Source organism: Inquilinus sp. YAF38 (assembly GCF_052113205.1).
GTDB lineage: Bacteria > Pseudomonadota > Alphaproteobacteria > DSM-16000 > Inquilinaceae > Inquilinus.
The window spans coordinates 58,702-82,595 of record NZ_JBFRCU010000022.1 but is presented as its reverse complement, the minus strand read 5'-3'; the positions used below and the strand labels follow the sequence as shown (position 1 = coordinate 82,595).

The following is a 23,894-nucleotide window of genomic DNA, read 5'->3' as shown; positions in this document are numbered from 1 at the left end:
GTCCCACAGCACGGCGAGGCCGCGAAGCACTGCCGCGGCATCGGCCGAGCCGCCGCCGATCCCGGCCGCCACCGGCAGCCGCTTGTCGAGGGCGACGGCGATACCGTCCGGCCGCCCGACCGCCGCTGCCAGGCGCCGCACCGCGCGCAGCGCCAGATTGTCGTCGCCCGCCGGGATGGCGCCGGCGAAGGGTCCGGTGACGGTCAGGCGCGGCGCATCCGCCGGCTGCAGAGTCAACCGGTCGCCGACATCGGCGAACACCACCAGGCTGTCGAGCAGATGGTAGCCGTCCGCGCGCTTGCCGACGACGTGGAGATAGAGATTGACCTTGGCCGGCGCGGTGCCGGACCAGACCTTGCCGTCCACGATCAGTTCGATTTGACCGGGGTCGAGGCTTCCTCGGCGGGCAGGCCGTTGGCCAGCTTGGCCTCGATCTTGTCCTTCGGCGGGTCGCCCTCGGTGGTGCGCAGCGCCGCCTCCCACTGGTAGCGCGCCTCCAGCTTGCGCCCGACCCGCCAATAGGCGTCGCCGAGATGGTCGTTGATGGTCGGGTCCTCGGGCTTCAGCGAGATCGCCTTCTCCAGCGTCTCGACCGCCTTTTCCATCTGGTTGGTGCGGTAATAGACCCAGCCGAGGCTGTCGATGATGTAGCCGTCGTTCGGCGACTGGTCGACAGCCTTGCGGATCAGATCCTCCGCCTCCCGCAGGTCCTTGCCGCGGTCGAGCAGCGAATAGCCGAGGTAGTTCAGCAGGTTGGCGTGGTCCGGGTTCAGCCCGATGGCGCGGCGCAGATCCTGCTCCGCCCGGTCGAAGCGGCCGCTGCGCTCGAGCGCGATGCCGCGGCGGTAGAGGAACGTCCAGTCGACCTCCTCCAGCCGCTTCTGCCGGCGCGCCGCGTCGTCATAGGCGACGACGGCCGAGGCGAAATCCTGCTTCGCCCGGTACAAGTCGGCGAGGCGGAGATAGCCGGCCGGACTGTCCGGCCGCTCCGACACGAGGTCGGCGGCCAGGCCGATGCCCTTGTCGAACTGCTCCAGGCTTTCATAGGCCAGGGTCTCGCGCAGCCGCGCCATCCAGCCGGCCGGGGTGCCGTCGGGCAGCGCTTCATAGGCGGCGATCGCGTTCTGGTACTGGTCCTGCCCGGACAGCACGTCGCCCAGCAGGATCTGCGTCACCGGGAAGTCGGGCCGCAGATACAGCGCCAGGCGGGTGTAGATCAGGGCGGTGTCGCCGCCCTCGGCGTCGCGGTCCTGGCTGACGGCGCTGGCGATGTAGAACAGCGCCTCGGCCAGACCGTCGGCCGGGCTGGCGATGAGCGGCTGCGGCCGGTCGCCCTTGTCCAGGCGCTGGATCGCCGGCTCCAGCAGCAGGTTGTCGCCATTGCGGTCGGTGAAGCTGCGATAGAGCTGGCGCGCCTTGTCGCGCTGGCCCTGGCGCTGGTAGACGCCGGCCAGCCCTTCGACCAGCCGCACCGTGCCGCCCATGTCGCCCAGCGCCTCATACGCCTTCTGGGCGCCGTCGAGGTCGCCGAGATAGTCGAGCAGCAGCGCCTTCTGGATCGACGACAGCGCGTCCGGCCGCGGCGGCTGCAGCATCGGGTCGAGGCTGGACAGCGCCGCCTTGCCGTCGCCGGCGCCAATCCGGAGCCAGGCGGCGATGATCGGCGTGATCGATTTGGCGGTGCCCGCCGTCTCCATGGTCTTCAGCCGGGTCAGGGCGTCGCGCCACTTGCCGGCCTTGGCGTCGCGCAGGATCAGGGTGATGCGGACCAGCTGGTCGGCGGTGTCGGCCGTGTCCAGGCGCTGGGCCAGCTTGGCGGCGCCGTCGACGTCGCCGCCGGCCAGGGTCAGGGTGAAGCTGCGCCGCAGCAGCGCCAAGTTGTCCGGGTCGGTCGCCAGCACCTGGCTGAAGAAGCGGCCGGCGGCGGACAGGTCGCGGGCGACCAGCGCATGGGCGCCGGCGAGATAGGCGCCCGAGACGGTGCGCGGATCGGTGGCGGCCTCGGCGGCCGGCGGCCGCAGCATCGCCGTCGCCGCGACACAGGAGGCCAGGAGGGTCGTCCGCCAGACGGTCATGCGCGCGTCCACTTCGCCGAAAGGTGCCGTGATCCCCGAAGCTAGGGGGCCGGAGGGTCGCAGGCAATGCCTGTTCGCCGCGACCATTGGGCCCATCTATATTCATAGAGCCGTCGCGCCGCTGGGCTCGGACTTGTGCCCATCCGAAAAAACGCTACAGTCGCGCGCGTCGGTGAGACCATGGAAGGCGCCAACGCGGCCGTGACCGGTAAATCGAGCTACACCTACGAAGACCTGCTGTCCTGTGCGCATGGCGAGCTGTTCGGACCCGGCAATGCCCGGCTGCCGCTGCCGCCCATGCTGATGATGGACCGGATCACCACCATCAACGACGACGGCGGCGCCCATGGCAAGGGCGAGGCCGTGGCCGAGTTCGAGATCCGCCCGGACCTGTGGTTCTTCGCCTGCCATTTCGAAGCCGACCCGGTGATGCCGGGCTGCCTGGGCCTCGACGCGCTGTGGCAGCTGCTGGGCTTCTACCTGGGCTGGACCGGGGCGCCGGGCAAAGGCCGGGCGCTGTCGACCGGCGAAGTCAAATTCACCGGCCAGGTGCTGCCCGACGCCAAGCTGGTGACCTATCGCCTGGACCTGAAGCGGGTGATCAACCGCAAGCTGGTGCTGGGCATCGCCGACGGCAGCGTGGCCTGCGACGGCAAGATCATCTTCGAGGCCAAGGATCTGAGGGTCGGCCTGTTCACGTCGACCGAAGCGTTCTGACGAACCGCGGAGAACCACCATGCGTCGCGTCGTCGTCACCGGGCTCGGCATCGTGTCGAGCATCGGCAACAACCAGGACGAGGTCACCGCCAGCCTGCGCGAGGGCCGCTCCGGCATCGTCGCAGCGCCGGAGTACAAGGAGCTGGGCTTCCGCTGCCACGTCCACGGCACGGTCAAGCTGGACCCGGCCGACCATGTCGACCGGCGCATCCTGCGCTTCATGGGCCCGGGCGCGGCCTACAACTACATCGCCATGGCCCAGGCCATCGCCGATGCCGGGCTGGAGGAGAGCGACGTCTCGAACGAGCGCTCCGGGCTGATCATGGGCTCCGGCGGGCCGTCGACCTCGAACCAGGTCGACGCCGCCGACATCACCCGCGAGAAGGGGCCGAAGCGGATCGGCCCCTATATGGTACCGCGCTGCATGTCGTCGACCAATTCGGCGACGCTGGCGACGCCGTTCAAGATCAAGGGCGTGAACTACTCGATCTCCTCCGCCTGCTCGACCTCGGCGCATTGCATCGGCAACGGCGCCGAGCTGATCCAGTGGGGCAAGCAGGACATCGTCTTCGCCGGCGGCGGCGAGGAGCTGCACTGGACCCTGTCGGTGCTGTTCGATTCGATGGGCGCCTTCTCCTCGCGCTTCAACGACACGCCGGAGCGCGCCAGCCGCGCCTATGACCGCGACCGCGACGGCTTCGTGATCGCCGGCGGCGGCGGCACCGTGGTGCTGGAGGAGCTGGAGCACGCCAAGGCGCGCGGCGCCAAGATCTATGGCGAGCTGGTCGGCTACGGCGCCACCTCGGACGGCTATGACATGGTCGCCCCCTCCGGCGAGGGCGCGGTGCGCTGCATGCGCCAGGCGATGGCGACGGTGGACGGCCCGGTCGACTACATCAACACCCACGGCACCTCGACCCCGGTCGGCGACGTCACCGAGCTGGGCGCGATCCGCGAGGTGTTCGGCGACACGGCGCCCAAGATCAGCTCGACCAAGTCGCTGTCGGGCCATTCGCTCGGCGCCGCCGGGGTGCATGAGGCGATCTACAGCCTGCTGATGATGAAGCACGACTTCATCGCCGCCAGCGCCAACATCGAAAATCTCGACCCGGCCGCGGAGGGTTTCCCGATCGTGCGGCAACGGATCGACAATGCCGGGCTGACCACGGTCCTCTCCAACAGCTTCGGCTTCGGCGGGACCAACGCGACGCTCGCCTTCAAGCGGTACGCTGCATGACCACCTCACCGACCGAACGCCGCGGCACCGGCCTGATGGCCGGCAAGCGCGGCCTGATCATGGGCGTCGCCAACAACCATTCGATCGCCTGGGGCATCGCCTCGGTGCTGGCGCGCGAGGGGGCCGAGCTGGCCTTCACTTATCAGGGCGACGCCTTCCGCAAGCGGGTCGAGCCGCTGATCCAGTCGATCGGCGCCAGCTTCCTGGCGCCCTGCGACGTCGAGGACGAGGCGTCGATCGCCGCGCTGTTCGACCGGCTGGGCGCGGAATGGGGGTCGATCGACTTCCTGGTCCACGCCATCGCCTATTCCGACAAGGAAGAGCTGAAGGGCCGCTACCTCGACACCACGGCCGAGAACTTCAGCCGCACCATGCGGATCAGTTGCTACAGCTTCACCGCGCTGGCGAAGCGGGCGGCGGCGATCATGCCGGATGGCGGCAGCCTGCTGACGCTGACCTATCTCGGCGCCGAGCGGGTGATGCCGAACTACAACGTCATGGGCGTGGCCAAGGCGGCGCTGGAGGCCAGCGTGCGCTACCTGGCGGCCGATCTGGGCCCGCAGGGGATCCGGGTCAACACCATCTCCGCCGGGCCAATGCGCACCCTGGCCGGCAGCGCCATCGGCGACGCCCGCTACGTGTTCCGCTTCAACCAGCAGAACAGCCCGCTGCGCAAAAACGTCACCCTCGACGAGGTCGGGGGTGCCGCCCTGTATCTGCTGGGGCCGCTGTCGACCGGCGTCACCGGCGAGGTGCACCATGTCGACGCCGGCTATCACGCCATCGGCATGCCGGCCGCGCCGCGCAACAGCGAGGCGGCGGAGGTTTAATCGCCCGCCCGCTCGCGGTGAGGAGGACCCGTGGCCAAGCAGTTCCCGGAGATCTCGCCGGCGCTGCAGGAGTTCATCCTGCGCCAGCGGGTGTTCTTCACGGCCTCCGCCGCCGCGACCGGGCGGGTCAATGTCTCGCCCCGCGGCACCGACATGCTACGGGTGCTGGGGCCAAATGCGGTGGTTTATCTCGACCTGACCGGCAGCGGCAACGAGACCGCGGCGCATCTGCGCGCCACCGGCCGGCTGACCCTGATGTTCTGCGCCTTCGAGGGCGCGCCGATGATCCTGCGGCTGTACGGCGCCGGCCGGGTGCTGCGCCGCGGCGGCCCGGACTATGCCCGCCTGCTGGCGGCGGAATATGGCGGCGCGGAGCCGCTCGGCGCCCGGCAGATGATTTGGCTCGACATCGACCTGGTGCAGACCTCCTGCGGCTTCGGCGTGCCGCTGTTCGACCATGCCGGCGAACGCCCGACCCTGGCCCGCTGGGCCGAGGCGAAGGAGAAGCAGGAGGGGCTGGAGGCCTATCGCCGGCAGAAGAACACCCGCAGCATCGACGGGCTGCCGACCGGCCTGTTCGAAGAGGATCCGGCCGAGGCCGGGTGAGGGGCCTGAGGTTCGCCCGCGCAACCCAATATCCATCTGCACAGGATGGCCAGGGCTGCCGCCTTTGCGTTACCTCTCCCGCTTGGCGGGAGAGGTCGGGCTCGCGCAGCGAGACCGGGTGAGGGCGGGCTCCGGCCTCGGCAAAACCCCCTCACCCGGAGGCGCAAGCGCCTCCGACCTCTCCCGCAAGCGGGAGAGGCAAAACAATCGGCTCTCTACGATCAACGAGATCTCGTAACGGTCCGCGCGGTCACCCGGTGTCAGACGGCCTCGGCTTGCGGCGGCCCACGCCGGCCGAGCGAGGCTCGGGCGGATCCTCGGAGGGATCATCCTCATCGTCCTCGCCGTCTTCCGGCGGGATGAAGCCGTAATGCTCCATGGCCTCGTCGGCCATCTCCAGCCAGCGCTCCACCTCCGGCGGGAAGCCCCAGCGCCGGCACAGGGCCGCCACCGCGACCTCCGGCCGGCTGGCTGCGATCAACTCGGCCACCTCCGGCCGCTCGACCCGCTCGCAGACCTCGGCGACGCGGCGGTCGACCTCCTCATCGTCCTCCGACACTTCATAGGCGGCCGCCAGCATCGCCAGCTTCACCCGCAGGTCGTGCCAATCCTCCTGCGCCGATTCGCGCTTGGCCGCGGCCTTGCGCCGCTCATCGCGATGATTGGCGAACTTGTCCTCCAGCAGCAGGGTCTGCCGCAGCGACTTGGCGACGACGGCGATCCGCTTGCAATAATCGGCACCGGGCTGCGGTGCCTCGACCGCCTCGGTGCGGGTCGCCTCCATGATCTCCATCTGGATCTCGGCCGCCCGGGCCAGCATGCGCAGATGCCGCGCCGCCCGCTCCTCCTGGGGAGTGGCCGGGGCCTCCGACATCCGATCGGTCTGCGCCTTGTCCATGGAACGTAGCATGAACGCAGTTGCCGATTAATACAATTGCACATTGTGTTTACTGGCTTTGCCTCCGATGCGCGGCGCATGACTCAGCTCCTTTGCTGCAGTCCCGCCTTCGGATCTCAGGTCTTCGGTTTCCAGCTGTGCGTCTCGGCCTGGAGGTTCCGGCACCAGGTGTAGAGTGCGTCGTAGACGACCAGCCCGTGCTTCAGCATCTCGTGGTCGTCGGGGAAGTTGGCGGACAGGCCGAGCGAGATGGCGAACAGCCCGGCCGATTGCGGCGTCAGGTCGTGCCGCGAGGTGTCGGCGCCGCGGACGATCACGGCGAGCTGCCGCAGCGCCGGGTCGTCGAGCCGGTACTTCTCCAGGAAGGCGTCGAAGCTGCACTGCTCACCGACATGGCTGAGCTCGACATCGGGCACGTCATAGGGGATGGCGCCGGTCTCCCGGGCCGTGTCCAGAACCCGCTCGGGCGGCACGTAGAGAAACTCGGGCGCCTCGTCGATGAACCGGGCGACCAGCCAGGGGCAGGCGATCCGGTCGATCTTCGGATGTTCGCGCGTGACCCATTTCATCGTCATCTCCCTTCGATTGCGGTCAGGGGCACGGTCGGCCCGCCGATCGCATGCCAGGCGGCGATGCCGCCGGCGAGGTTGCGGGCGTCGAAGCCGCGGCGGCGCAGCTCGGCGACGGCATTGCCGCTGACCTGGAAGCCGTAGACGCAATAGGCGATCACCGGCCGGTCCCGCGGCAGATCGCCCGCCCATTCGACGATCCGCTCCGGCGCCCGGATCTGCGCGCCCGGCAGCATGTCGCTGCGCTTGGCCATGTCGTCGGCGAGACAGATGTCGAGCAGGACCAGGTCCTCGCCGCGCTCGAGCCGCGCCCGCAGGTCTTCGGGCGCGACGGCACCATCCTCGGCCCGCACGGGTTCGACAGGCGTCCGATGCCCCGACGCACGGCCGAAGCGCGCGGCGACCCGCTGCCAATGGATGTTCTTCATGAAGGCGTCGACATAGGCGCCGGCCTTGGCGCCGAAATCGAGGTGGTAGGCGTGCTCGTACATGTCGAGCGCCAGGATGGGCACGCCCCCGGCGAGGCAGTTCGTGTGGTCGGCAGCCCACTGGATCACCAGCCGGCCGTGCCGCTCCGACCAGGTCAGCAGGGTCCAGCCGGAGCCGCCGGCCTGGGCCTTGGCGCAGGCCGCGAAGGCCGAGCGCCATCCGGCAACGCTGCCGAAGTCGCGCTCCAGCGCGCTGGCAAGATCGCCTTCGGCGTCGCCGGACCCACCGAGCCCGTCGAAATACACCTCGTGCAGGATCATCGAGTTGGCGGCGACCAGCTCCTCCCGCTTCAGCCCGCTGATCTCGAACACCGCCGCCGTGGTCCAGTCGAGGCCCTGGAGCCGGGTTTCGATCGCGTTCAGGCGGCGGACGGCGCCGCCGTAGTTGTTCTCGTAGTGGCTGGCCAGCAGCCGTTCGGACAGGCCGTCGAGGCGGGGCGGCTTGAACGGCAGAGGCACGATCCGGTGGGGCATGACGTCCTCCAGCGCGGCACATCGTTCAGGTCCGGGACGCTACGCTCGATTAAAATATGATACAAGTGTTGCAATTTATAATGCCAATGATACGGTATTAATATGACTGACGATGCGCGCCCGGCCGAGCAGCGGTGGCTGCTGCTGATCCACCAGCTGCCGACCAAGCCGGCCTATTTCCGGGTGAAGATCTGGCGCCGGCTGCAGGGCATCGGCGCCGTGGCCGTGAAGAACACCGTCTATGCCCTGCCGGCGAATGCCGAGACGCAGGAGGATTTCGAGTGGCTGCTGAAGGAGATCGTGGAGGGCGGCGGCGAGGCGATGGTGTGCGAGGCGCGGCTGGTCGACGGCCTGTCCGACGGCCAGGTGCGGGCGCTGTTCGACGCCGCGCGGGACGAGGACTACGACGCGCTCATCAAGGACGCGCGCGCCCTCTCGGCCAAGCTGGTCGCGACCACCGCCCAGGATGAAACCGCCGAGCTGCCCGGGCAGGTCAGGCGCCTGCGCAAGCGGCTGATGGAGATCGCGGCGATCGACTTTTTCGGCGCCACCGGCCGCCTCTCGGCAGAAAGCCTGATCGCGGGCCTCGAGGCCCGGATCACGGAGGACAAGGACATGACCGAGGAACAGCCGCAGGCGGCGACGAACCTCATCGGGCGGGTCTGGGTCACGCGCCAGGGGGTGCATGTCGACCGCATCGCCTGCGCCTGGCTGATCCGCCGCTTCATCGATCCCGACGCGGTGATCCGCTTCGTGCCGGGCAAGGACTATGTCCCGAAGCCGGGCGAGCTGCGCTTCGACATGTTCGACGGCGAGATCACCCATGAGGGTGACCGCTGCAGCTTTGAGGTGCTGCTGGGCCGCGCCGGGCTCATCGATCCGGCGCTGCAGTCGATCGCGGAGATCGTCCACGACATCGACCTGAAGGACGGCAAGTTCGGGCGCGAGGAAGCCATCGGCATCGGCCATCTGATCGCCGGCGTCGCCATGGCGAACAAGGACGACGAGCAGCGGGTCGCCCAGGGCGCGCCGATCTTCGACAACCTCTACCAGTATTTCCGCACCAAGCGCGGGTGATCCGCGGGGAGCCGCCGATGGTCGACAGAATGCTGGCGCCGGACCGCGAGGTCACGAGCGCCACCGAGACGACCGTCGGCGGCCCGGCTGCGGTGCCGCCGCTGCCGACGCTCGGCGAAGCCACCCGCGTCTGGCTCAAGATCGGCTGCCTGTCGTTCGGCGGCCCCGCCGGCCAGATCGCGCTGCTGCACCGTGAGGTCGTCGACGAGCGCAACTGGGTGAGCGACCGGCGCTTCCTGCACGCCCTGAACTTCTGCAACCTGCTGCCGGGGCCCGAGGCGCAGCAGCTCGCCGTCTATCTCGGCTGGCTGATGCACGGGCCGAGCGGCGGCGTCATCGCCGGCCTGCTGTTCGTCATCCCGGGCGCCGTGGTCATGCTGGCGCTGTCGGCGATCTACGCCACGCTCGGCGCGGTCCCGCTCATCGCCGCGCTGTTCTTCGGGCTGAAGAGCGCCGTCCTGCTGCTGGTCCTCGAGGCCGTTCTCCGGATCGGGCGCCGGGCCTTGAAGGGCCGCGTGGCCTGGGCGCTCGCCGGCGCCTCGTTCATCGCGCTGTTCCTGTTCAACGTGCCGTTTCCGATCGTCGTGCTGGCAGCGGGTCTGATCGGGATTCTGGCTCCCCGCCACTTCGCCGGCGGGGCGCACGGGAAGGCCAAGGATGGGCCGCCAGCCCTGCTCGACGCCGTGCTCGCCGCCGATCCGGGCCGCGCCAATCGCCTGGCGCGAGGCGCGCTCGTTGCGGGCCTCATCTGCGCTGCGCTCTGGCTGCTGCCCGTGGCCGCCCTGCTGCGTGTCGGCGGCGTCTACGCCGATGTCGCGTGGTTCTTCTCGAAGATGGCGGTCGTGACCTTCGGCGGCGCCTATGCCGTCCTGGCCTATGTCGCCCAGGAGGCGGTCCAGAGCTACCATTGGCTGGGCGCGCCGGAGATGCTGACCGGGCTCGGCCTCGCCGAGACGACGCCCGGGCCGCTGATCCTGGTGCTGCAGTTCGTCGGTTTCCTGGCCGGCTATCGCGCGCCCGGCAGCCTCTCGGGCATTTCAGGCGGCGTGGTCGCATCGGTGCTGACCGTCTGGGTGACGTTCCTGCCGTGCTTCATGTTCGTCTTCCTGGGCGCGCCCCTGATCGAGCGGCTCCAGGAGAACCGGAAGCTGTCCGGCGCGCTGTCGGCGGTCACGGCCGCCATCGTCGGCGTGGTGGCGAACCTGGCGGTCTGGTTCGCGCTGCATGTCCTGTTCCGCCAGACGGTCCCGGTGGAAGGGCTGGGGATGTCGTTCGCCGCGCCGGTGCCGGGCAGCATCGACCTTTGGGCCCTGGCGCTGGCGGCGGTCGCTGGCCTCTGCCTGTTCCGGCTCAAGCTCGGCGTGATGTGGACCCTGGCGGTCTGCTCGGCCGCGAGCATCGTACTGCATTTCGCCGTGGGGGTCGTCTGACCGACCGGCCATCTCAGGAGTGAAGACGATGCACAAGGCGCCGAAGGTGGCCGTGGTCTGGCGAGGCGATCGCGAGGCGCGGCGGACGGCGACGCCGCAGAACAACCGCTATCATCGTGTGTTCGAGGAGCTCGCCGCGATCGGCATCGACGCCGAGCCGGCCGTCTATGACGAGGCGTTCGCGGGCGAGATGCGCGACCAGCTCCTGACCGCCGATGCGGTCCTGGTCTGGGTCAATCCGCTGGACGACGGGAAAAGCCGCGTGGCGCTCGACGCCCTGCTGCGCGAGGTCGCGGCGAAGGGTCCTTGGGTGAGCGCGCATCCGGATGTGATCCTGAAGATGGGCGTGAAGGAGATCCTTCATCGCACCCGGCATCTCGGCTGGGGCACCGACACCCACCTCTATCGCTCGCTCCAGGCGTTCCGGGAGGAGTTTCCGCGGCGGCTGCGAACCGAAGGGCCGCGCGTGCTGAAGCGGAACCGCGGCAATGCCGGCCAGGGGGTGTGGAAGGTCGAGGCGATCGAGCCGCTCGCTGGCGGCGCCGCGATGGTGCGGGTGCTGCACGCGCAGCGCGGCAGCGTGCCGGAGGAACTCGGCCTGGCGGAGTTCATGGCGCGCTGCGAGAGCTATCTGGTCGACGACGGCTGCATTTTGGACCAGCCGTTCCAGCCGCGCCTGCCGGACGGCATGATCCGCTGCTACATGGGCGGCGACAGGGTCGTCGGCTTCGGCCATCAGCTGATCAAGGCGCTGATCCCGCCGCCGCCCGAAGGGCCGGACAGCGAAGCAGCACAGCCGGGCCCGCGCACCATGCACCCGGCTTCGGCAGAGCCGTTCCAGACGCTCAGGGCCAAGATGGAAACCGAATGGACGCCGCAGATGATGGAGGTTCTCGGCATCGACCGGGCGTCACTGCCGATCATCTGGGACGCGGACTTCCTCTACGGTCCCCGCACGGCGGCGGGCGAGGACACCTATGTGCTGTGCGAGATCAACGTCAGCTCGGTCTTCGCCATTCCGAACCAGGCACCGGCCGAGATCGCCCGCCTCGTGGCTGAGCGGCTGAGCGCGGCCTGACGCAGTCCCGGGGTTGCCTGAGCAACGCCGTTGCCCCTGAAAACCATCCCGCTGTCGGCAGAGCGGTCTGGTCAATCGAATAGGAACGCAGCGATGATGCCGAGATACCTCGGTGGCGAGCCCGCCGAGTATCAGCGCCCACGTCTAGAACGTGATGGTTGTGCGGAGGCCAAGAACGGCTGCATTGCCAATCCGTTTTGACGGTTCGCCTGGATCTGGAATGCCGCCGCCCGGGCTGAAGACATATTGGAAGTCGGGCTGCAATGCCCACCATGGCGTGATTTGCGCCTGATAAGTGACCTCGAACACAGTCTCTGCGTCGCGGATCGGGCGTGCCGCGCCCGAAAAGGCGACGGTGTCCTCATCGCGATTCCTCGCCGCGTTGCCGATCCGGGCATAGATGACGCCGATGCCGGCCGTATCATCGGGACGGCCTGTAACCAGCCCTTTGTATGTAGCGCCGGCATTGAAGTAGAAACTGATCTCGTTCCGATCGCTTGGCGCCACCATGATGCGGCCGAACAGACCGAGCCCTTGATCCTTCGTCCCCGGCACTCGATAGATCATCTGGTCCGCGAGAGCGTAGATGCCCCAGTCTCCGCGATGCAGCAGCGGCACGTCGTCGCTTTCTGGATTGGCCAGAGACTTGTCGCCGGCCCCGAAGCGTTGATCAGGGAACGAATTCGAATTGTACCAGGCGCCCACCTTATAGGTGCCGGGCAGGCCGGCATCATCCTCGGAGCCATTGATAGAGTATTGGACTTCTCCAATCAGGAAGGCGCCATTGTCGACACGGAACGAAGTGCCGGAGCCATTGTCCGCCGGATCGCCATTGTAGAGACCGACCAGCACCACCAGCTCGTCCGATGGCTGAATTTTCAGGCGCACCCCCGGCGTCGCGAAGGGGTAGGCCGGCCCCCCGGATGGCAGGTCGTTCGCTGTCAGCGTCGCCCAGCCGAAGCCCGAGTTGAGGAAGAGCGCCCCGAATTGGCTGACGGAGAATTCTTGATCTGCCGCCTGCTGGCCGATGCGGATTGACGCCCTGCCGCTGAGGATGGACTGCTCGTACCACAGCTCGAAAAGGCGGGTGGACGGCTTCGCTTCAATGCTGCTGGCGACGTTCAGATTGTCCAGATTATTGGCGCTCAGTCCCTTCCCATGGATCTGCAAGCCGCTGACGGTGAACGTGCCGCCCCCGAAGCCTAGGAACCTCTCCGTGTCGATAGAGAGTGTGGCAAGGGTTGAGCCTTCATAGATTGCGCCCTGGCGGATCCCACCAGTGACGTTACCCAGGACCTCGCTCGTCTCCTGCGCCTTCAACACGATGCCGGTGTCCTCCAGGCGGGACCGGACACCTCCAAGATCCCCCAACAGGGTGTCGCGATCCCCCAGACCGTCACCAGATTGTGAAGTGTCGGCTGCGGAGACCGCGCCGGAGGCATCTGCCGGTGCCGTCTGCGCGAATGCTGGCACTTCCATCAGAGAACCGGAGGCTAGGGCTGCGAAAGCGATGACGAGGGCCCGCTCCTGAAGAGACCCACGTCTGCTCATCACCGTCGACGTGCCGGATTCCAGACACATGCCTTGACCTCTTTGAAGAGCAGCCGGGCTTTGGCGAGTTGCGTGTCCTGACTTGAGCGTGGCGCAACCTGCAAAGGGATCTTCCGCACGGCATGCACCGATTCTCGCTCACAACGAGACTTTGCAACGGGTTGACCGTGCCCGATACCGGAGCGTCTGGACCAGTGCCTGGCGGCGAGCCCTCGTTACTGCCGAGATGCTAGGGGTTCCCGATCGCCATCACCATCGCACCAACGACTTTCGTCCCACTCTATTCGTTGCGTTGGCCTACACCTTGGTTTGAGAGCATGACCCGGTCGGACTCGCCCTCGCCGAACTCTTCTGCAGGAACACCTTGCCGCTGCCGGTTCTAGCATCAGATCGAGAGATGACCCGTAGCCCTGGGCGATCGTCAGAGATACTTCGTGATCTCCTTGAACTCCGCCATCGCCGCGCGGCGCCCCGGGCCGGTCACGTCCGCGGCGGCATCCAAGCAGTGGTCGATATGGTCCTTGATCAGCGTCTTCTTTGCGGCGCCGACCGCTGCCTCGACCGCATGCATCTGTTGGGCAATGTCGAGGCAGCTCCGCTGCGCCTCGATCATGGCGACGATGTTCCGGATCTGACCGGCGGCCCGGTTCATGCGCGCCACCACATCCTTGTGGGAGTGGTGCAGCCCGTGGCTGGCCTCAACCGGGGCCGCGCTGACGGTCTCGGCGGTCGCGGGGGACTTCCGGGCGGCCATGCTGTGATCTCCTGACACTCTCGTCGCTCCGCGCACTCTACCGCGATCGTCGAGGCAGTGCCCCTGCAATGCGGCACTGCACGAAGCCTGATCGACCGAGGGTCGTATTCTATACCCCCCTATAGTATATGAACGAAGGAGATGCCAACCCGGTGCCACAGGTTCACCCATGACCCCCTTCGCAGAATTGGTCCAGCAGAGTGCCACCGCGGCTTGGCTGTTCGTCCCCAGCGCCATCCTGCTCGGCGCCCTGCACGGGCTGGAGCCCGGCCATTCCAAGACCATGATGGCGGCCTTCATCGTCGCCATCCGCGGCACCTTCTGGCAGGCGGCGCTGCTGGCGATCACGGCGACGATCTCGCACACCGCGATCGTCTGGCTCGTCGCCCTGCTGGCGCTGACCTACGGCCCGCAATGGGGCGCCGAGACGACCGAACCCTATTTCCAGTTCGGCTCCGCGGTGATCATCATCGGCGTGGCGCTGTGGATGGCCTACCGGACCTGGCATGACCAGCGCGCCCTGACCTCACCCTCGGCCGGGTGGCACCGGATCGACACGGGGCCCGGGCTGGTCGAGCTGTCGATCCAGGAGGACGGCGTGTCGCCGCGGTTCCAGCTGCGGTTCCGCGACAACCGCGGCAAGACGGCGCCGATCCCGGCCGGCGACTCGGTGGTGGTCGAAACCCTGCGGCCGGACGGCGCGCGGCAGGTGTTCGAGCTGGCCAACCGGGCGACCCACCTCGAATCCGTCGACGTGATTCCGGAGCCGCATGAATTCGTCGCCACCGTCGCCATCGCCCATGGCGACCATGCCCACACCTATCCGGTGCGCTTCGTCGAGGACGATCACGGGCACGCTCACCATCATTCTCATGGTCACGGGCACGACCATGGGGACCACGATCATGGGCATGGGCACAGCCACGGCAGCCATGAGCACGCACGCGACTTCGCCGGGCTCGACGCCGAGGATGCCCATGCCCGCGCCCATGCCGAGCAGATCCGCCACCGCTTCGCCGGCCGCAAGGTGACCACCGGGCAGATCGCCCTGTTCGGCCTGACCGGCGGGCTGATCCCCTGCCCGGCCGCGGTCACGGTGCTGCTGCTCTGCCTTCAGCTGCAGAAGTTCTGGCTGGGCATTGTGCTGGTCCTGTGCTTCAGCGTCGGCCTGGCGCTGACGCTGCTCGCCTCCGGGACGGTCGCAGCCTGGGGCGTCCGTCACGCCACGAACCGGTGGCCGGGCTTCGAGGTCGTGATGACCAAGCTGCCCTACATGGCGAGCGCGATCATCATCCTGGTCGGACTCTATGTCGGATATTCGGGGCTGGCGCAGCTCGTTTGACGGGACGGAAACCGGGATCGGACTTGCGCAACGAGACCAGGTGAGGGTCGGCCGCCCCGGGCCAGCATGCGCGGATGCCGCGCCGCCCGCTCCTCATGCCGGCAGGGCGGCGCGGATCGCTCCGATCATTCGCGCCGCCATGCCATCATCCACGCCGCCAAGGGTCTTGCGCTTGCCCGGCGAGCTAGTCCGATGCCGGCGTCAGCAGGTCATGCAGCCTGATCGGGAAGCGGCGGACACGCGTTCCCGTGGCGTGCCAGACCGCGTTCGCCACGGCGCCGGCGGTGCCGGTGATGCCGATCTCCCCGACCCCCTTGATGCCCAGGGCGTTCACATGGGGATCGTGCTCCTCGATCATCAGGGCATCGATGGACGGCACGTCGGCATTCACCGGGACGTGGTACTCGGCGAGATCGGCGTTCAGGATGCGGCCGGAGCGCCGGTCCATCACCGCCTCCTCATGCAGCGCGAAGGACACGCCCCAGATCATGCCGCCATAGTACTGGCTGCGCACGAGGCGCGGGTTGATGATCCGTCCCGCCGCGAAGGCGCCGACGAGGCGGGTGACGCGGACCTGGCCGAGATCCGGGTCGACCTTGACCTCGGCAAAGACCGCCCCGTGCGCATGCATCGCATAGGCCGACTGAGCCGCGGGGTCCGCGGCGCTCCGGCCGCGACCTTCCAGCTCGGCCAGCCCGGCGCGGGCGAGAATGTCGACATAGCTCTCGCTCCGGCTTTCGTCGTCGCGGCGGAACAGGCGGCCGCTTCGCGCCAGCACCCCGGCATTCCCCGCCCCGAACAGGGGCGAACGCTGATCGCCCGTCGCCAGATCGGTCAGCTTGGCGATGACATCGGCGCCGGCGCCATGGATCGCCATCCCGGCCGTGGCGGTGTGGGCCGAGCCGCCGGCGATGCCGGCATCCGGGAGATCGGATGAGCCGGCCCTGAACTCCACCTGCTCGAGGTCGAGCCCGAGGCCGTCGGCCGCGATCTGGGCCAGCGCGGTCCAGGCGCCCTGCCCCATGTCCTGGGCGCCGGTCTCCATCACGCCGGTTCCGTCGCGCCGCAGCACGGCGCGGGCCTGGGCCTGGAACATCAGCGCCGGGAAGGTCGCGGTGCCCATGCCCCAGCCGACGAGGAAGCCGGCCTCGTCCCGCATCTGCCGCGGCGCGAGCGGCCGTCCCGACCAGCCGAAACGCGCCGCCCCCTCCGCATAGCATTCGCGCAGAGCCTTGGAGGAGAAGGGCTTGCCGGAGATCGGCTCGACCTCGGCGTAGTTCTTCAGCCGGAACGTCAGCGGGTCCATCCCGGAGGCCCAGGCCGCCTCGTCGATCGCGCTTTCCAGCGCGATCGAGCCGGTGGCTTCGCCGGGCGCCCGCATGAACAGCGGCGTGCCGGTGTCGACGCGGACCACCTCGTGCGAGGTGGCGATGGCCGGGCTGGCGTAGAGCGTGTGCGAGGCGTCGGCTGCCGGCTCGAAGAAATCGTCGAAGCTGCTCGACGTCACCTTCGCGTGATGGGCAAGCGCGGTGATCCGGCCTTCGCCGTCGAGGCCGATCCGCAGCGTCTGGCGCGAGGGCGCGCGATGGCCGACCGGCCCGTACATCTGCTCGCGGCGGAGCACCAGCTTGACCGGCCGGCCGACCAGCCGGGCCGCCAGGATGCCGAGGATCTGCGGACCGGAGACCAGGCCCTTGGAACCGAAGCCGCCGCCGAGGAAGGGGCTGCGGATGTGGATCTTCTCGGGCGGGATGCCGAACAGCCCCGCGATCCGCCCCTGGGCCATCGCCAGCCCCTGGCTCGGCGTGTCGATCGACAGGGCATCGCCGTCCCAGGCGGCGACGATGGCGTGCGGCTCCATGGCATTGTGATACTGGTCGGGCGTCTCGTAAGTCGCCTCGACGCGGTTCGGCGAACCGGCGAGGGCGGCCTCGACCTCGCCCCGTTCCACCTGGGCCGGATTGCCGACGCCGACGGCCGGCGGCACGAAGCTCTCGCCGGCGTCGAGCCCGACCCGTGGCGGCAGGATCTCGTATTGCGGCGACAGCAGCGTCGCGCCCTCCGTCGCGGCCTCCAGCGTCTCGGCGATCACCACCGCGATCGGCTGGTTGGCGTAGCGCACCAGGTCATTCTGCAGGACGTCGATCCGGAACATGAACGGGTTCGACTTCTCGTCCGGATCCGTCGCCAGCGGCGGCCGGTTTCCGGGAGTCATGACCTCGATGACGCCCGGATGGCCCTTGGCCGCATCGACGTCGAGGGCCGTCACCCGGCCGCGGGCGATGCGGCTGACCGCAAGCACCGCGTACAGCATTCCCGCCGGGTGGTTGTCGGCGGCGTAACGGGCCGCCCCAGTGACCTTCAGGATGCCGTCGCGGCGCGTCAGCGGCTGGCCGATGCTGGAGCCGTGGCGCGCATGGGCGGGGCCGGCTGTGGGGCGGATCTCAGTCATCGTGGCGCGCTCCGGGAGCGGAGGAGAACGGGGAGGCCGGAAGCGCGGGAAGGCGCTCGGGCGTGCCGGCCGCGGCGAGCGTCAGGGTCCGGATGAGAACCCGGCGCGCGAGCTCGATCTTGTAGGCGTTGTCGCCCGACGGACTGGCATCGGCCAGGGCCGCCTCCGCGGCTTGGTGGAAGGCAGCCGCGCCCGGCCTGGCGCCGGCGAGGACAGCCTCCGCCGCCCGGGCGCGCCATGGCTTGGCCGCCACGCCGCCGAGCGCGAGCCGGGCCTCCCGGATCATGCCGTCCTCGATCCGGAGCGCCGCCGCCGCGGAGACGACGGCGAAGGCATAGGAGGTGCGTTCGCGCACTTTGAGATAGCGGGCATGAGCGGAGAATGCGGCGGCTGTCGCCGGCAGGCGGATGGCGACGATCAGGTCGCCCGGATCGAGCGCGGTCTCGCGATCGGGCGTCGTACCCGGCAGCCGATGGAGCTCCTCGACGGCGATCTCGCGCCGGCCGTCCCTGCCCTCGATCTCCGCCACGGCATCCAGTGCGACGAGCGGCACGCAGAAGTCGGAAGGGTGGGTGGCGATGCAGCCGTCGCTCCAGCCGAGCACGGCATGCAGCCGGTTCTCGCCGTCACGGGCGTCGCAGCCCGCACCCGGCTCGCGCCTGTTGCAGGCACTGGCGGTGTCATAGAAATACGCGCAGCGCGTCCGCTGCAGCAGGTTGCCGCCGACCGTCGCGGCATTGCGGAGCTGCGCCGAGGCCCCGGACAACAACGCTTCCGCCACCGCCGGATAGCTCCGGGCGAAACCCGGGTCGTGGGCGAGGTCGGCATTGCGCACCAGGGCGCCGATGCGAATTCCCCCATCCGGCAAGGCTTCGATGCCGTCGAGCCCCGGCAGGCGCGTGATGTCGACGAGACGGCCGGGACGGGAGACGCCGCCCTTCATCAGGTCGAGCAGGTTCGTGCCGGCCGCGAAATAGGCGGCCCCCGGCTCGGCCGCGGCCGCGACGGCGTCGGAGATCGTGGTGGGCCTGACGTATTCGAAGGTGTTCACGCGGCATCCCTCCGGCCGGCTTCGGCCAGCTTTCTCTGCGCTTCCAGCACCGCTTCCGTGATCCCGGCATAGGCCGCGCATCGGCAGAGATTGCCGCTCATGCCTTCGCGGATGCGTTCGGGGTCGTCGCCGGCCTGGCCTTCCGCGAGCAGGCCGATGGCGCTCATGATCTGCCCCGGCGTGCAGAAGCCGCACTGGAAGCCGTCATGGGCGATGAAGGCCGCCTGGACCGGATGAAGCTCGTCGCCATGGGCGACGCCCTCGATCGTGAGGATGTCGGCCCCGTCATGGCTGACCGCGAGCGCCAGGCACGAATTGATGCGGCGGCCGTCGGCCAGCACCGTGCAGGCACCGCACTGGCCGCGGTCGCAGCCCTTCTTCGTGCCGGTCAGGTCGAGGCGTTCGCGCAGAAGATCGAGCAGGGTGACCCGCGGATCATCCAGCTCGATGTCGTGCCGCGCACCATTCACGGTGAGGCTGATCGAGAAACTCATGCAGGACTCCGATCGGTGATATCGTCGAAGACATGGCGGCCGCACCAGACGCGCGGGGGGCCGGAACGGCCGGTTTCGCGTGCTATGAGGACACTAGGCGCCCCGCCTTGATCGACAGGGCGTTTCGAAGGCGCGTCCGTTCGGATAATATACGGAGGCACCCTCCGCTTTTCAAGCAGGAAGGGCGCCCGGACGAGGAATATGGAAGAGAACTCGGCAAAGACCACCCGCAAGCCGCGCGCCGACGCGGCTCGCAATCGCGAGCGCGTGCTGGAAGCTGCGAAGGCCGTGTTCAGCGCCGGCGGACCGGGAGCCAGCCTCGAGGCCGTGGCAAGGCAGGCCGGGGTCGGCATCGGCACCCTGTACCGGCACTTCCCGACCCGTGACGCCTTGTTCGAGGCTGTCTATCGACGCGAGGTGGAGCAGCTCGGGGCATTGGCCGAGCAGTTGAAGGGAGAGGCGGCGCCTGTCGATGCGTTGCGCTCCTGGCTCAGATCCAATGTCGACCTGGTCGCGACGAAGAAGGGCATGCTGGCGGCGCTGGCGCTTGCCGCGCATGGCCGGTCAGAGCTCTATGCCTACACATTCGATCGCCTGACCAAAGCCGTCGGCACGCTGCTGGACCAAGCCGTCTCGGCCGGCGAGATCCGCCCCGATATCGGCGCCGAGGACCTCCTGCGCGCGCTCGTGGGCATGTGCTACATGCACGACCAGCCCGGCTGGCAGCGAACCGTGCTGAAGCTGCTGGATGTCTTCGTCGACGGCCTTCGTGTGCAGACGGGGGCGAGCGCCAAACCCCTCCCCCTAACCCCCTCCCGCAAGGGGAGGGGGGACTAAGGAAGAGCGGGTCGCGGCGTTCCGAAAAGATCTTGCGAGCGGGCGAGGCAATCGGACCTCGTCCGACGCGTGGCGGAGGTCAGCCTGCGCTGGCGGCCAGGGCCTGGGTCAGGTCGGCGACCAGGTCCTCGACATGCTCGATGCCGATCGAGACGCGGATGGTGGCGTCGGAGATGCCGATCCGCTCCCGCGTTTCCTTCGGCACGCCGGAATGCACCGTGGTCGCCGGGTGGCAGACCAGGGATTCGGTGCCGCCGAGGCTGACCGCAAGCTTGAAGATGCGCAGCGCGTTGAGGAAGCGGAAGGCCTCGGCCTCGCCGCCCTTGATGTCGAAGGAGAAGGTGGTGCCGGCGCCGGTGCATTGCCGGTCGAACACCGCCCGCTCCGGGCTGCCCTCCGGCAGCAGCGCCGGGTAGTAGACCGCGGCGACCTGCGGATGCTCGGCCAGGAACCGGGTCACGGTCTCGGCGTTGCGGCAGGCCGCGGTCATGCGCAGCGACAGCGTCTCCAGCGACCGCGCGATCATCCAGGCCGAATGCGGGTCGAGCTGGGTGCCGATGGCGCCGCGCAGCAGCTTGACCTGGCGGATCTGGTCGCGCCGGCCGAGGACCGCGCCGGCCACCAGGTCGCTGTGGCCGCCGACATATTTGGTCAGGGAATAGACCACGATGTCGGTGCCGTGCCGGATCGGCTTCTGGAAGATCGGGCCCAGCAGGGTATTGTCGCAGACCACCACCGGGGTGTGGCCCTGCTTCGCCCCGATCTCGTCGGCCACGGCGCGCACCAGCTCGAGATCGACCAGGGTGTTGAGCGGGTTCGACGGCGATTCGACCAGGATCACCGAGACCCGGCCCTTGGCCACCGCCTCGTCCGCCGCCTTGCGGATCACGCCGCCGTCGACCCCGTCCGGGAAGCCGACCGCGCCGATCTGGAACGGCGACAGCGTGCGCGCGATCAGGGTCTCGGTGCCGCCGTAGAGCGGCTGGCTGTGCAGGATCACGTCGCCCGGCCGGGCGAAGGCCAGCAGCGTCGTGGCGATCGCCGACATGCCGCTGGAGAAGATGCCCGCCGCCTCGGCGCCCTCATAGATCGCCAGCCGGTCCTCGACGATCTCGCTGTTGGGGTGGTTGAAGCGGGTGTAGACCAGCCCGGCATCGACGCCCGGCTTCGGCTCGCGCCGGCCGGCGGTGTAGTCGAAGAAGTCGCGCCCATCCTCGGCCGATTTGAAGACGAAGGTCGAGGTCAGGAACACCGGCTGCTTGACCGCGCCCTCGGACAGGGTCGGGTCGTAGCCATAGCCGAGCATCAGCGTCTCGGGGTGCAGCTTGTGGTTGCCGATGCGGTCCTTGCGGTAGCCCGATCCGGCCATGGCGATTCTCCTGAAAGGCGTGTTGGCGCGGAGACTACCCCGGATCGCCCTGCCGCGCCCATGGCTCAGTGATCATAGCCCTCGCCGGGGCGGACCTTGCCGCGGAACACCCAGTAGGAATAGGTGGTGTAGACCAGGATCACCGGGATCAGGAACAGCACGCCGACCAGCAGGAACAGCTGCGACGAGGCCGGCGCGGCGACGTCCCAGAGGGTCAGGTCGGGCGGCACCACCTTGGGGAACAGGCTGATCGCCAAGCCGGTGTAGCCGAGCACGAACAGCGCCATGGTGTACAGGAACGGCCCGTAGTCGGACCCGCGCTGCAGCGACAGCCACAGCCGCCAGGCGAACAGCACCACCAGGATCGGCACCGGCGCGAACCAGGCGATGTTGGGCCAGGTGAACCAGCGCTGGCTGATGGCCTGGTCGAGCAGGGGCACCCACAGGCTGACCACGGCCATGAAGAACAGCACCGCGAGCAGCAGCCGGGCCATGGCGCGGCGGGCCCAGGCCTGCAGCGGGCCTTCGGTCTTCATCACCAGCCAGCCGGCGCCGATCAGGCCGTAGCCGAACACCAGCGCCACGCCGGTCATCAGGCTGAAGGGCGAAAGCCAGTGGAGGGCGCCGCCGGCATAGTGCCCGCCAGCCAGCGGGAAGCCCTGGACGAAGGTGCCCAGCACCACGCCCTGGAAGAAGGTGGCGAACAGGCTGCCGCCGGCGAAGGCCACGGTCCACAGCCATTTGCTGGTATGGGCCTTGAACCGGAACTCGAAGGCGACGCCGCGGAAGATCAGCCCCATCACCATGAAGGTGATCGGCAGGTACACCGCCGGCAGGATGATCGCGAAGGCCGCCGGGAAGGCCGCCATCAGGATGACGCCGCCGAGCACCAGCCAGGTCTCGTTGCCGTCCCAGATCGGCGCGACCGAGTTCATCATCAGGTCGCGGTCCTCCTCGCCATGCGCCCAGGGGAAGAGGATGCCGACGCCGAGGTCGAACCCGTCCATCAGCACATACATGAACACGCCGCCGGCGGCGATCGCGGCCCAGATCAGCGGCAGGACGGTGGCGATGGTCCAGACATCCGGTGTCATGGCGTCACTCCCCGGCCTCGAGGGATGCGTCCGGCAGCGAGAACGGCCGCGCCGGGGTCTTGCCGGTCTCCTCGCGGTCCGCCTCCGGCGCCTCGGGCCCGATCCGGATCAGCTTGACGATGTAGTAGACGGCGGAGCCGAGCAGCATGGCGTAGATCAGCACGAACAGGACGACCGACAGCAGCACGCTGCCGCCGCCGACCGGCGAATGGGCGTTCTCGGTGCGCAGCAGGCCCTGCACCACCCAGGGCTGGCGCCCGATCTCGGTGGTGTACCAGCCGGCAATCACGGCGGCGAAGCCGGACGGGATCATCGCCACCATGATGCGCTGGAACCAGCGGCTGTCGTAGAGCCGGCCGGTCGCCCGCAGCACCAGTCCCAGCAGCCCGGCGCCGAGCATCAGGAAGCCGAGGCCGACCATGATCCGGAAGGTCCAGAACACGATCGCGACCGGCGGCCGCTGGTCGGGCGGGAAATCCTTCAGCCCCTGCACCGACCCGCCCCAGCTGTGGGTCAGGATCAGCGAGCCGATATGCGGGATCTCGATCGTGAAGTCGTTCTTCTCGCCGGCCTGGTCCGGCCAGGCGAACAGGATCAGCGGCACGTCGCCGCCGGTCTGCCAATGCGCCTCGATCGCCGCCAGCTTGGCCGGCTGGTGCGCCCGCACCTCCAGCCCCGACTGGTCGCCGAGGATGATCTGCAGCGGCGTCAGCACCGCGATCAGCCACAGCCCCATCGAGAAGGCCTGGCGCGATTCGAGCACGGCGCGGCCGCGCAGCAGGTACCAGGCCGAGACGCCGATGATGACGAAGGCGGTGGTCAGGTAGGCGGCGGTGACGGTGTGCAGGAAGCGGATCGGGAAGGACGGGTTGAACACGATGGCCAGCCAGTCGGTCGGCTCCAATATGCCGTTCACGACCTCGTAGCCGGCGGGGGTGTGCAGGAAGGAGTTTGCCGACAGGATCCAGAAGGCGGAGGTCGCGGTGCCGACCGCGACGGCGCAGGTGGCGGCGAGATGGACCGCGCGCGGCACCTTGTCCCAGCCGAACAGCATGATGCCGAGGAAGCCGGCCTCGAGGAAGAAGGCCATCACCACCTCGTAGCCCAGCAGCGGCCCGAGGATGCTGCCGCCGATCCGCGACAGCTCGCTCCAATTGGTGCCGAACTGGTAGGTCATGACGATGCCGGTGACCACGCCGACGCCGAAGGAGACGGCGAAGATCTTGATCCAGAACTTGTACAGGATGCGGAATTCGGCCCGCCCGGTCTTCAGCCACAGCGCCTCGAGCACCGCCAGCCAGCTGGCCACCCCGATGGTGAAGGCCGGGAACAGGAAGTGGAACGACATGACGAAGCCGAACTGGAACCGCGACAGGAGGACTGGATCGAGATCCATGACAATTCTCCGTCGGCAACCGACCCGACTCCGGTTGCCTTATTTCTTGGCCCGGAAAGAATATGCCACGATTCC

22 protein-coding genes are annotated in these 23,894 nt (G+C 68.6%); 9 read left to right on the top strand and 13 right to left on the bottom strand.

Annotated elements, in window-relative coordinates:
- On the bottom strand, positions 1-366 hold a 366-nt coding region (locus AB4Z01_RS12750; protein WP_441694103.1), incomplete at its 3' end, for a GHMP family kinase ATP-binding protein.
- A gap of 2 nt (positions 367-368) precedes the next feature.
- Positions 369-2,075 carry a tetratricopeptide repeat protein gene (locus tag AB4Z01_RS12745; RefSeq protein ID WP_441694100.1) on the bottom strand — a complete coding sequence of 569 codons (1,707 nt, stop codon included), beginning with the start codon at positions 2,073-2,075 and terminating at the stop codon, positions 369-371.
- Between the two features lie 180 nt (positions 2,076-2,255).
- On the opposite strand from AB4Z01_RS12745, the gene fabA reads away from it, so the two are divergent.
- From fabA to AB4Z01_RS12725, 4 genes are read left to right on the top strand one after another with little or no spacing between them, the layout of a single operon-like run.
- A complete protein-coding gene (fabA, locus tag AB4Z01_RS12740; protein ID WP_429225132.1) occupies positions 2,256-2,792 on the top strand; it encodes a 3-hydroxyacyl-[acyl-carrier-protein] dehydratase FabA in 537 nt (178 codons plus the stop codon).
- 19 nt (positions 2,793-2,811) lie between these two features.
- Positions 2,812-4,029 (top strand): beta-ketoacyl-ACP synthase I, encoded by a 1,218-nt coding sequence (fabB, locus tag AB4Z01_RS12735; protein ID WP_441694096.1) that lies wholly within the window; start codon positions 2,812-2,814, stop codon positions 4,027-4,029.
- On the top strand, positions 4,026-4,859 hold the full coding sequence (gene fabI, locus AB4Z01_RS12730) for an enoyl-ACP reductase FabI (RefSeq protein WP_441694094.1): 834 nt from the start codon (positions 4,026-4,028) through the stop codon (positions 4,857-4,859). Before fabB ends, fabI begins: the two co-directional genes overlap by 4 nt.
- Positions 4,860-4,889: 30 nt before the next feature.
- Positions 4,890-5,465: a pyridoxamine 5'-phosphate oxidase family protein gene (locus AB4Z01_RS12725; RefSeq protein WP_441694091.1), complete on the top strand. Its 576-nt coding sequence runs from the start codon at positions 4,890-4,892 to the stop codon at positions 5,463-5,465.
- A 250-nt stretch (positions 5,466-5,715) separates the two neighbouring features.
- On the opposite strand, the gene AB4Z01_RS12720 is transcribed toward AB4Z01_RS12725, so the two are convergent.
- The 3 genes from AB4Z01_RS12720 to AB4Z01_RS12710 form a co-directional block, all read right to left on the bottom strand.
- Complete coding sequence (locus AB4Z01_RS12720) at positions 5,716-6,363, bottom strand: hypothetical protein (RefSeq protein ID WP_441694088.1); 648 nt, start codon at positions 6,361-6,363, stop codon at positions 5,716-5,718.
- Positions 6,364-6,479: 116 nt separating this feature from the next.
- Positions 6,480-6,932, bottom strand: coding sequence for a chromate resistance protein ChrB domain-containing protein (locus AB4Z01_RS12715; protein WP_441694085.1), 453 nt, complete (start codon positions 6,930-6,932; stop codon positions 6,480-6,482).
- Between the two features lie 2 nt (positions 6,933-6,934).
- Entirely contained in the window at positions 6,935-7,894 is a 960-nt protein-coding gene (locus tag AB4Z01_RS12710; protein ID WP_441694082.1) for a Fe-Mn family superoxide dismutase, read from the bottom strand.
- A 102-nt stretch (positions 7,895-7,996) separates the two neighbouring features.
- Here AB4Z01_RS12710 and AB4Z01_RS12705 point away from each other — a divergent pair, with 102 nt between their 5' ends.
- The 3 genes from AB4Z01_RS12705 to AB4Z01_RS12695 are packed head-to-tail and all read left to right on the top strand — an operon-like array spanning position 7,997 to position 11,479.
- Complete coding sequence (locus AB4Z01_RS12705) at positions 7,997-8,971, top strand: chromate resistance protein ChrB domain-containing protein (protein WP_441694080.1); 975 nt, start codon at positions 7,997-7,999, stop codon at positions 8,969-8,971.
- 17 nt (positions 8,972-8,988) lie between these two features.
- Positions 8,989-10,401 carry a chromate efflux transporter gene (gene chrA / locus AB4Z01_RS12700; RefSeq protein ID WP_441694077.1) on the top strand — a complete coding sequence of 471 codons (1,413 nt, stop codon included), beginning with the start codon at positions 8,989-8,991 and terminating at the stop codon, positions 10,399-10,401.
- Between the two features lie 28 nt (positions 10,402-10,429).
- Positions 10,430-11,479: a Cj0069 family protein gene (locus tag AB4Z01_RS12695; RefSeq protein ID WP_441694074.1), complete on the top strand. Its 1,050-nt coding sequence runs from the start codon at positions 10,430-10,432 to the stop codon at positions 11,477-11,479.
- A 144-nt stretch (positions 11,480-11,623) separates the two neighbouring features.
- On the opposite strand, the gene AB4Z01_RS12690 is transcribed toward AB4Z01_RS12695, so the two are convergent.
- Both AB4Z01_RS12690 and AB4Z01_RS12685 read right to left on the bottom strand, forming a co-directional pair.
- Positions 11,624-13,060 (bottom strand): carbohydrate porin, encoded by a 1,437-nt coding sequence (locus AB4Z01_RS12690; protein WP_441694072.1) that lies wholly within the window; start codon positions 13,058-13,060, stop codon positions 11,624-11,626.
- A gap of 391 nt (positions 13,061-13,451) precedes the next feature.
- Positions 13,452-13,784: a metal-sensing transcriptional repressor gene (locus tag AB4Z01_RS12685; RefSeq protein ID WP_441694070.1), complete on the bottom strand. Its 333-nt coding sequence runs from the start codon at positions 13,782-13,784 to the stop codon at positions 13,452-13,454.
- 169 nt (positions 13,785-13,953) lie between these two features.
- On the opposite strand from AB4Z01_RS12685, the gene AB4Z01_RS12680 reads away from it, so the two are divergent.
- The gene (locus tag AB4Z01_RS12680; RefSeq protein WP_441694068.1) at positions 13,954-15,126 is read left to right on the top strand and encodes a nickel/cobalt efflux transporter; all 1,173 of its coding nucleotides are present in this window, start codon (positions 13,954-13,956) and stop codon (positions 15,124-15,126) included.
- A 184-nt stretch (positions 15,127-15,310) separates the two neighbouring features.
- On the opposite strand, the gene AB4Z01_RS12675 is transcribed toward AB4Z01_RS12680, so the two are convergent.
- The 3 genes from AB4Z01_RS12675 to AB4Z01_RS12665 are packed head-to-tail and all read right to left on the bottom strand — an operon-like array spanning position 15,311 to position 19,123.
- Entirely contained in the window at positions 15,311-17,578 is a 2,268-nt protein-coding gene (locus AB4Z01_RS12675; protein WP_441694065.1) for a xanthine dehydrogenase family protein molybdopterin-binding subunit, read from the bottom strand.
- Positions 17,571-18,629 (bottom strand): FAD binding domain-containing protein, encoded by a 1,059-nt coding sequence (locus AB4Z01_RS12670; RefSeq protein WP_441694063.1) that lies wholly within the window; start codon positions 18,627-18,629, stop codon positions 17,571-17,573. Before AB4Z01_RS12670 ends, AB4Z01_RS12675 begins: the two co-directional genes overlap by 8 nt.
- Positions 18,626-19,123, bottom strand: a complete 498-nt coding sequence (locus AB4Z01_RS12665; RefSeq protein WP_441694060.1) for a (2Fe-2S)-binding protein — start codon at positions 19,121-19,123, stop codon at positions 18,626-18,628. The genes AB4Z01_RS12670 and AB4Z01_RS12665 overlap by 4 nt, the downstream gene beginning before the upstream one ends.
- Positions 19,124-19,324: 201 nt before the next feature.
- Between AB4Z01_RS12665 and AB4Z01_RS12660 the strand changes: the two genes are divergently transcribed.
- Positions 19,325-19,960, top strand: a complete 636-nt coding sequence (locus AB4Z01_RS12660) for a TetR/AcrR family transcriptional regulator (RefSeq protein WP_441694058.1) — start codon at positions 19,325-19,327, stop codon at positions 19,958-19,960.
- Between the two features lie 79 nt (positions 19,961-20,039).
- Here the strand turns inward: AB4Z01_RS12660 and AB4Z01_RS12655 are convergent, their stop codons facing one another.
- The 3 genes from AB4Z01_RS12655 to AB4Z01_RS12645 all read right to left on the bottom strand — a co-directional run bounded on the left by AB4Z01_RS12655 (position 20,040) and on the right by AB4Z01_RS12645 (position 23,819).
- Positions 20,040-21,329 carry a cystathionine gamma-synthase family protein gene (locus AB4Z01_RS12655; RefSeq protein WP_441694055.1) on the bottom strand — a complete coding sequence of 430 codons (1,290 nt, stop codon included), beginning with the start codon at positions 21,327-21,329 and terminating at the stop codon, positions 20,040-20,042.
- Positions 21,330-21,394: 65 nt separating this feature from the next.
- Positions 21,395-22,423 (bottom strand): cytochrome d ubiquinol oxidase subunit II, encoded by a 1,029-nt coding sequence (gene cydB / locus AB4Z01_RS12650; protein WP_441694052.1) that lies wholly within the window; start codon positions 22,421-22,423, stop codon positions 21,395-21,397.
- A 4-nt stretch (positions 22,424-22,427) separates the two neighbouring features.
- Positions 22,428-23,819, bottom strand: coding sequence for a cytochrome ubiquinol oxidase subunit I (locus AB4Z01_RS12645; protein WP_441694050.1), 1,392 nt, complete (start codon positions 23,817-23,819; stop codon positions 22,428-22,430).
- Between the last annotated feature and the right edge of the window lie 75 nt (positions 23,820-23,894).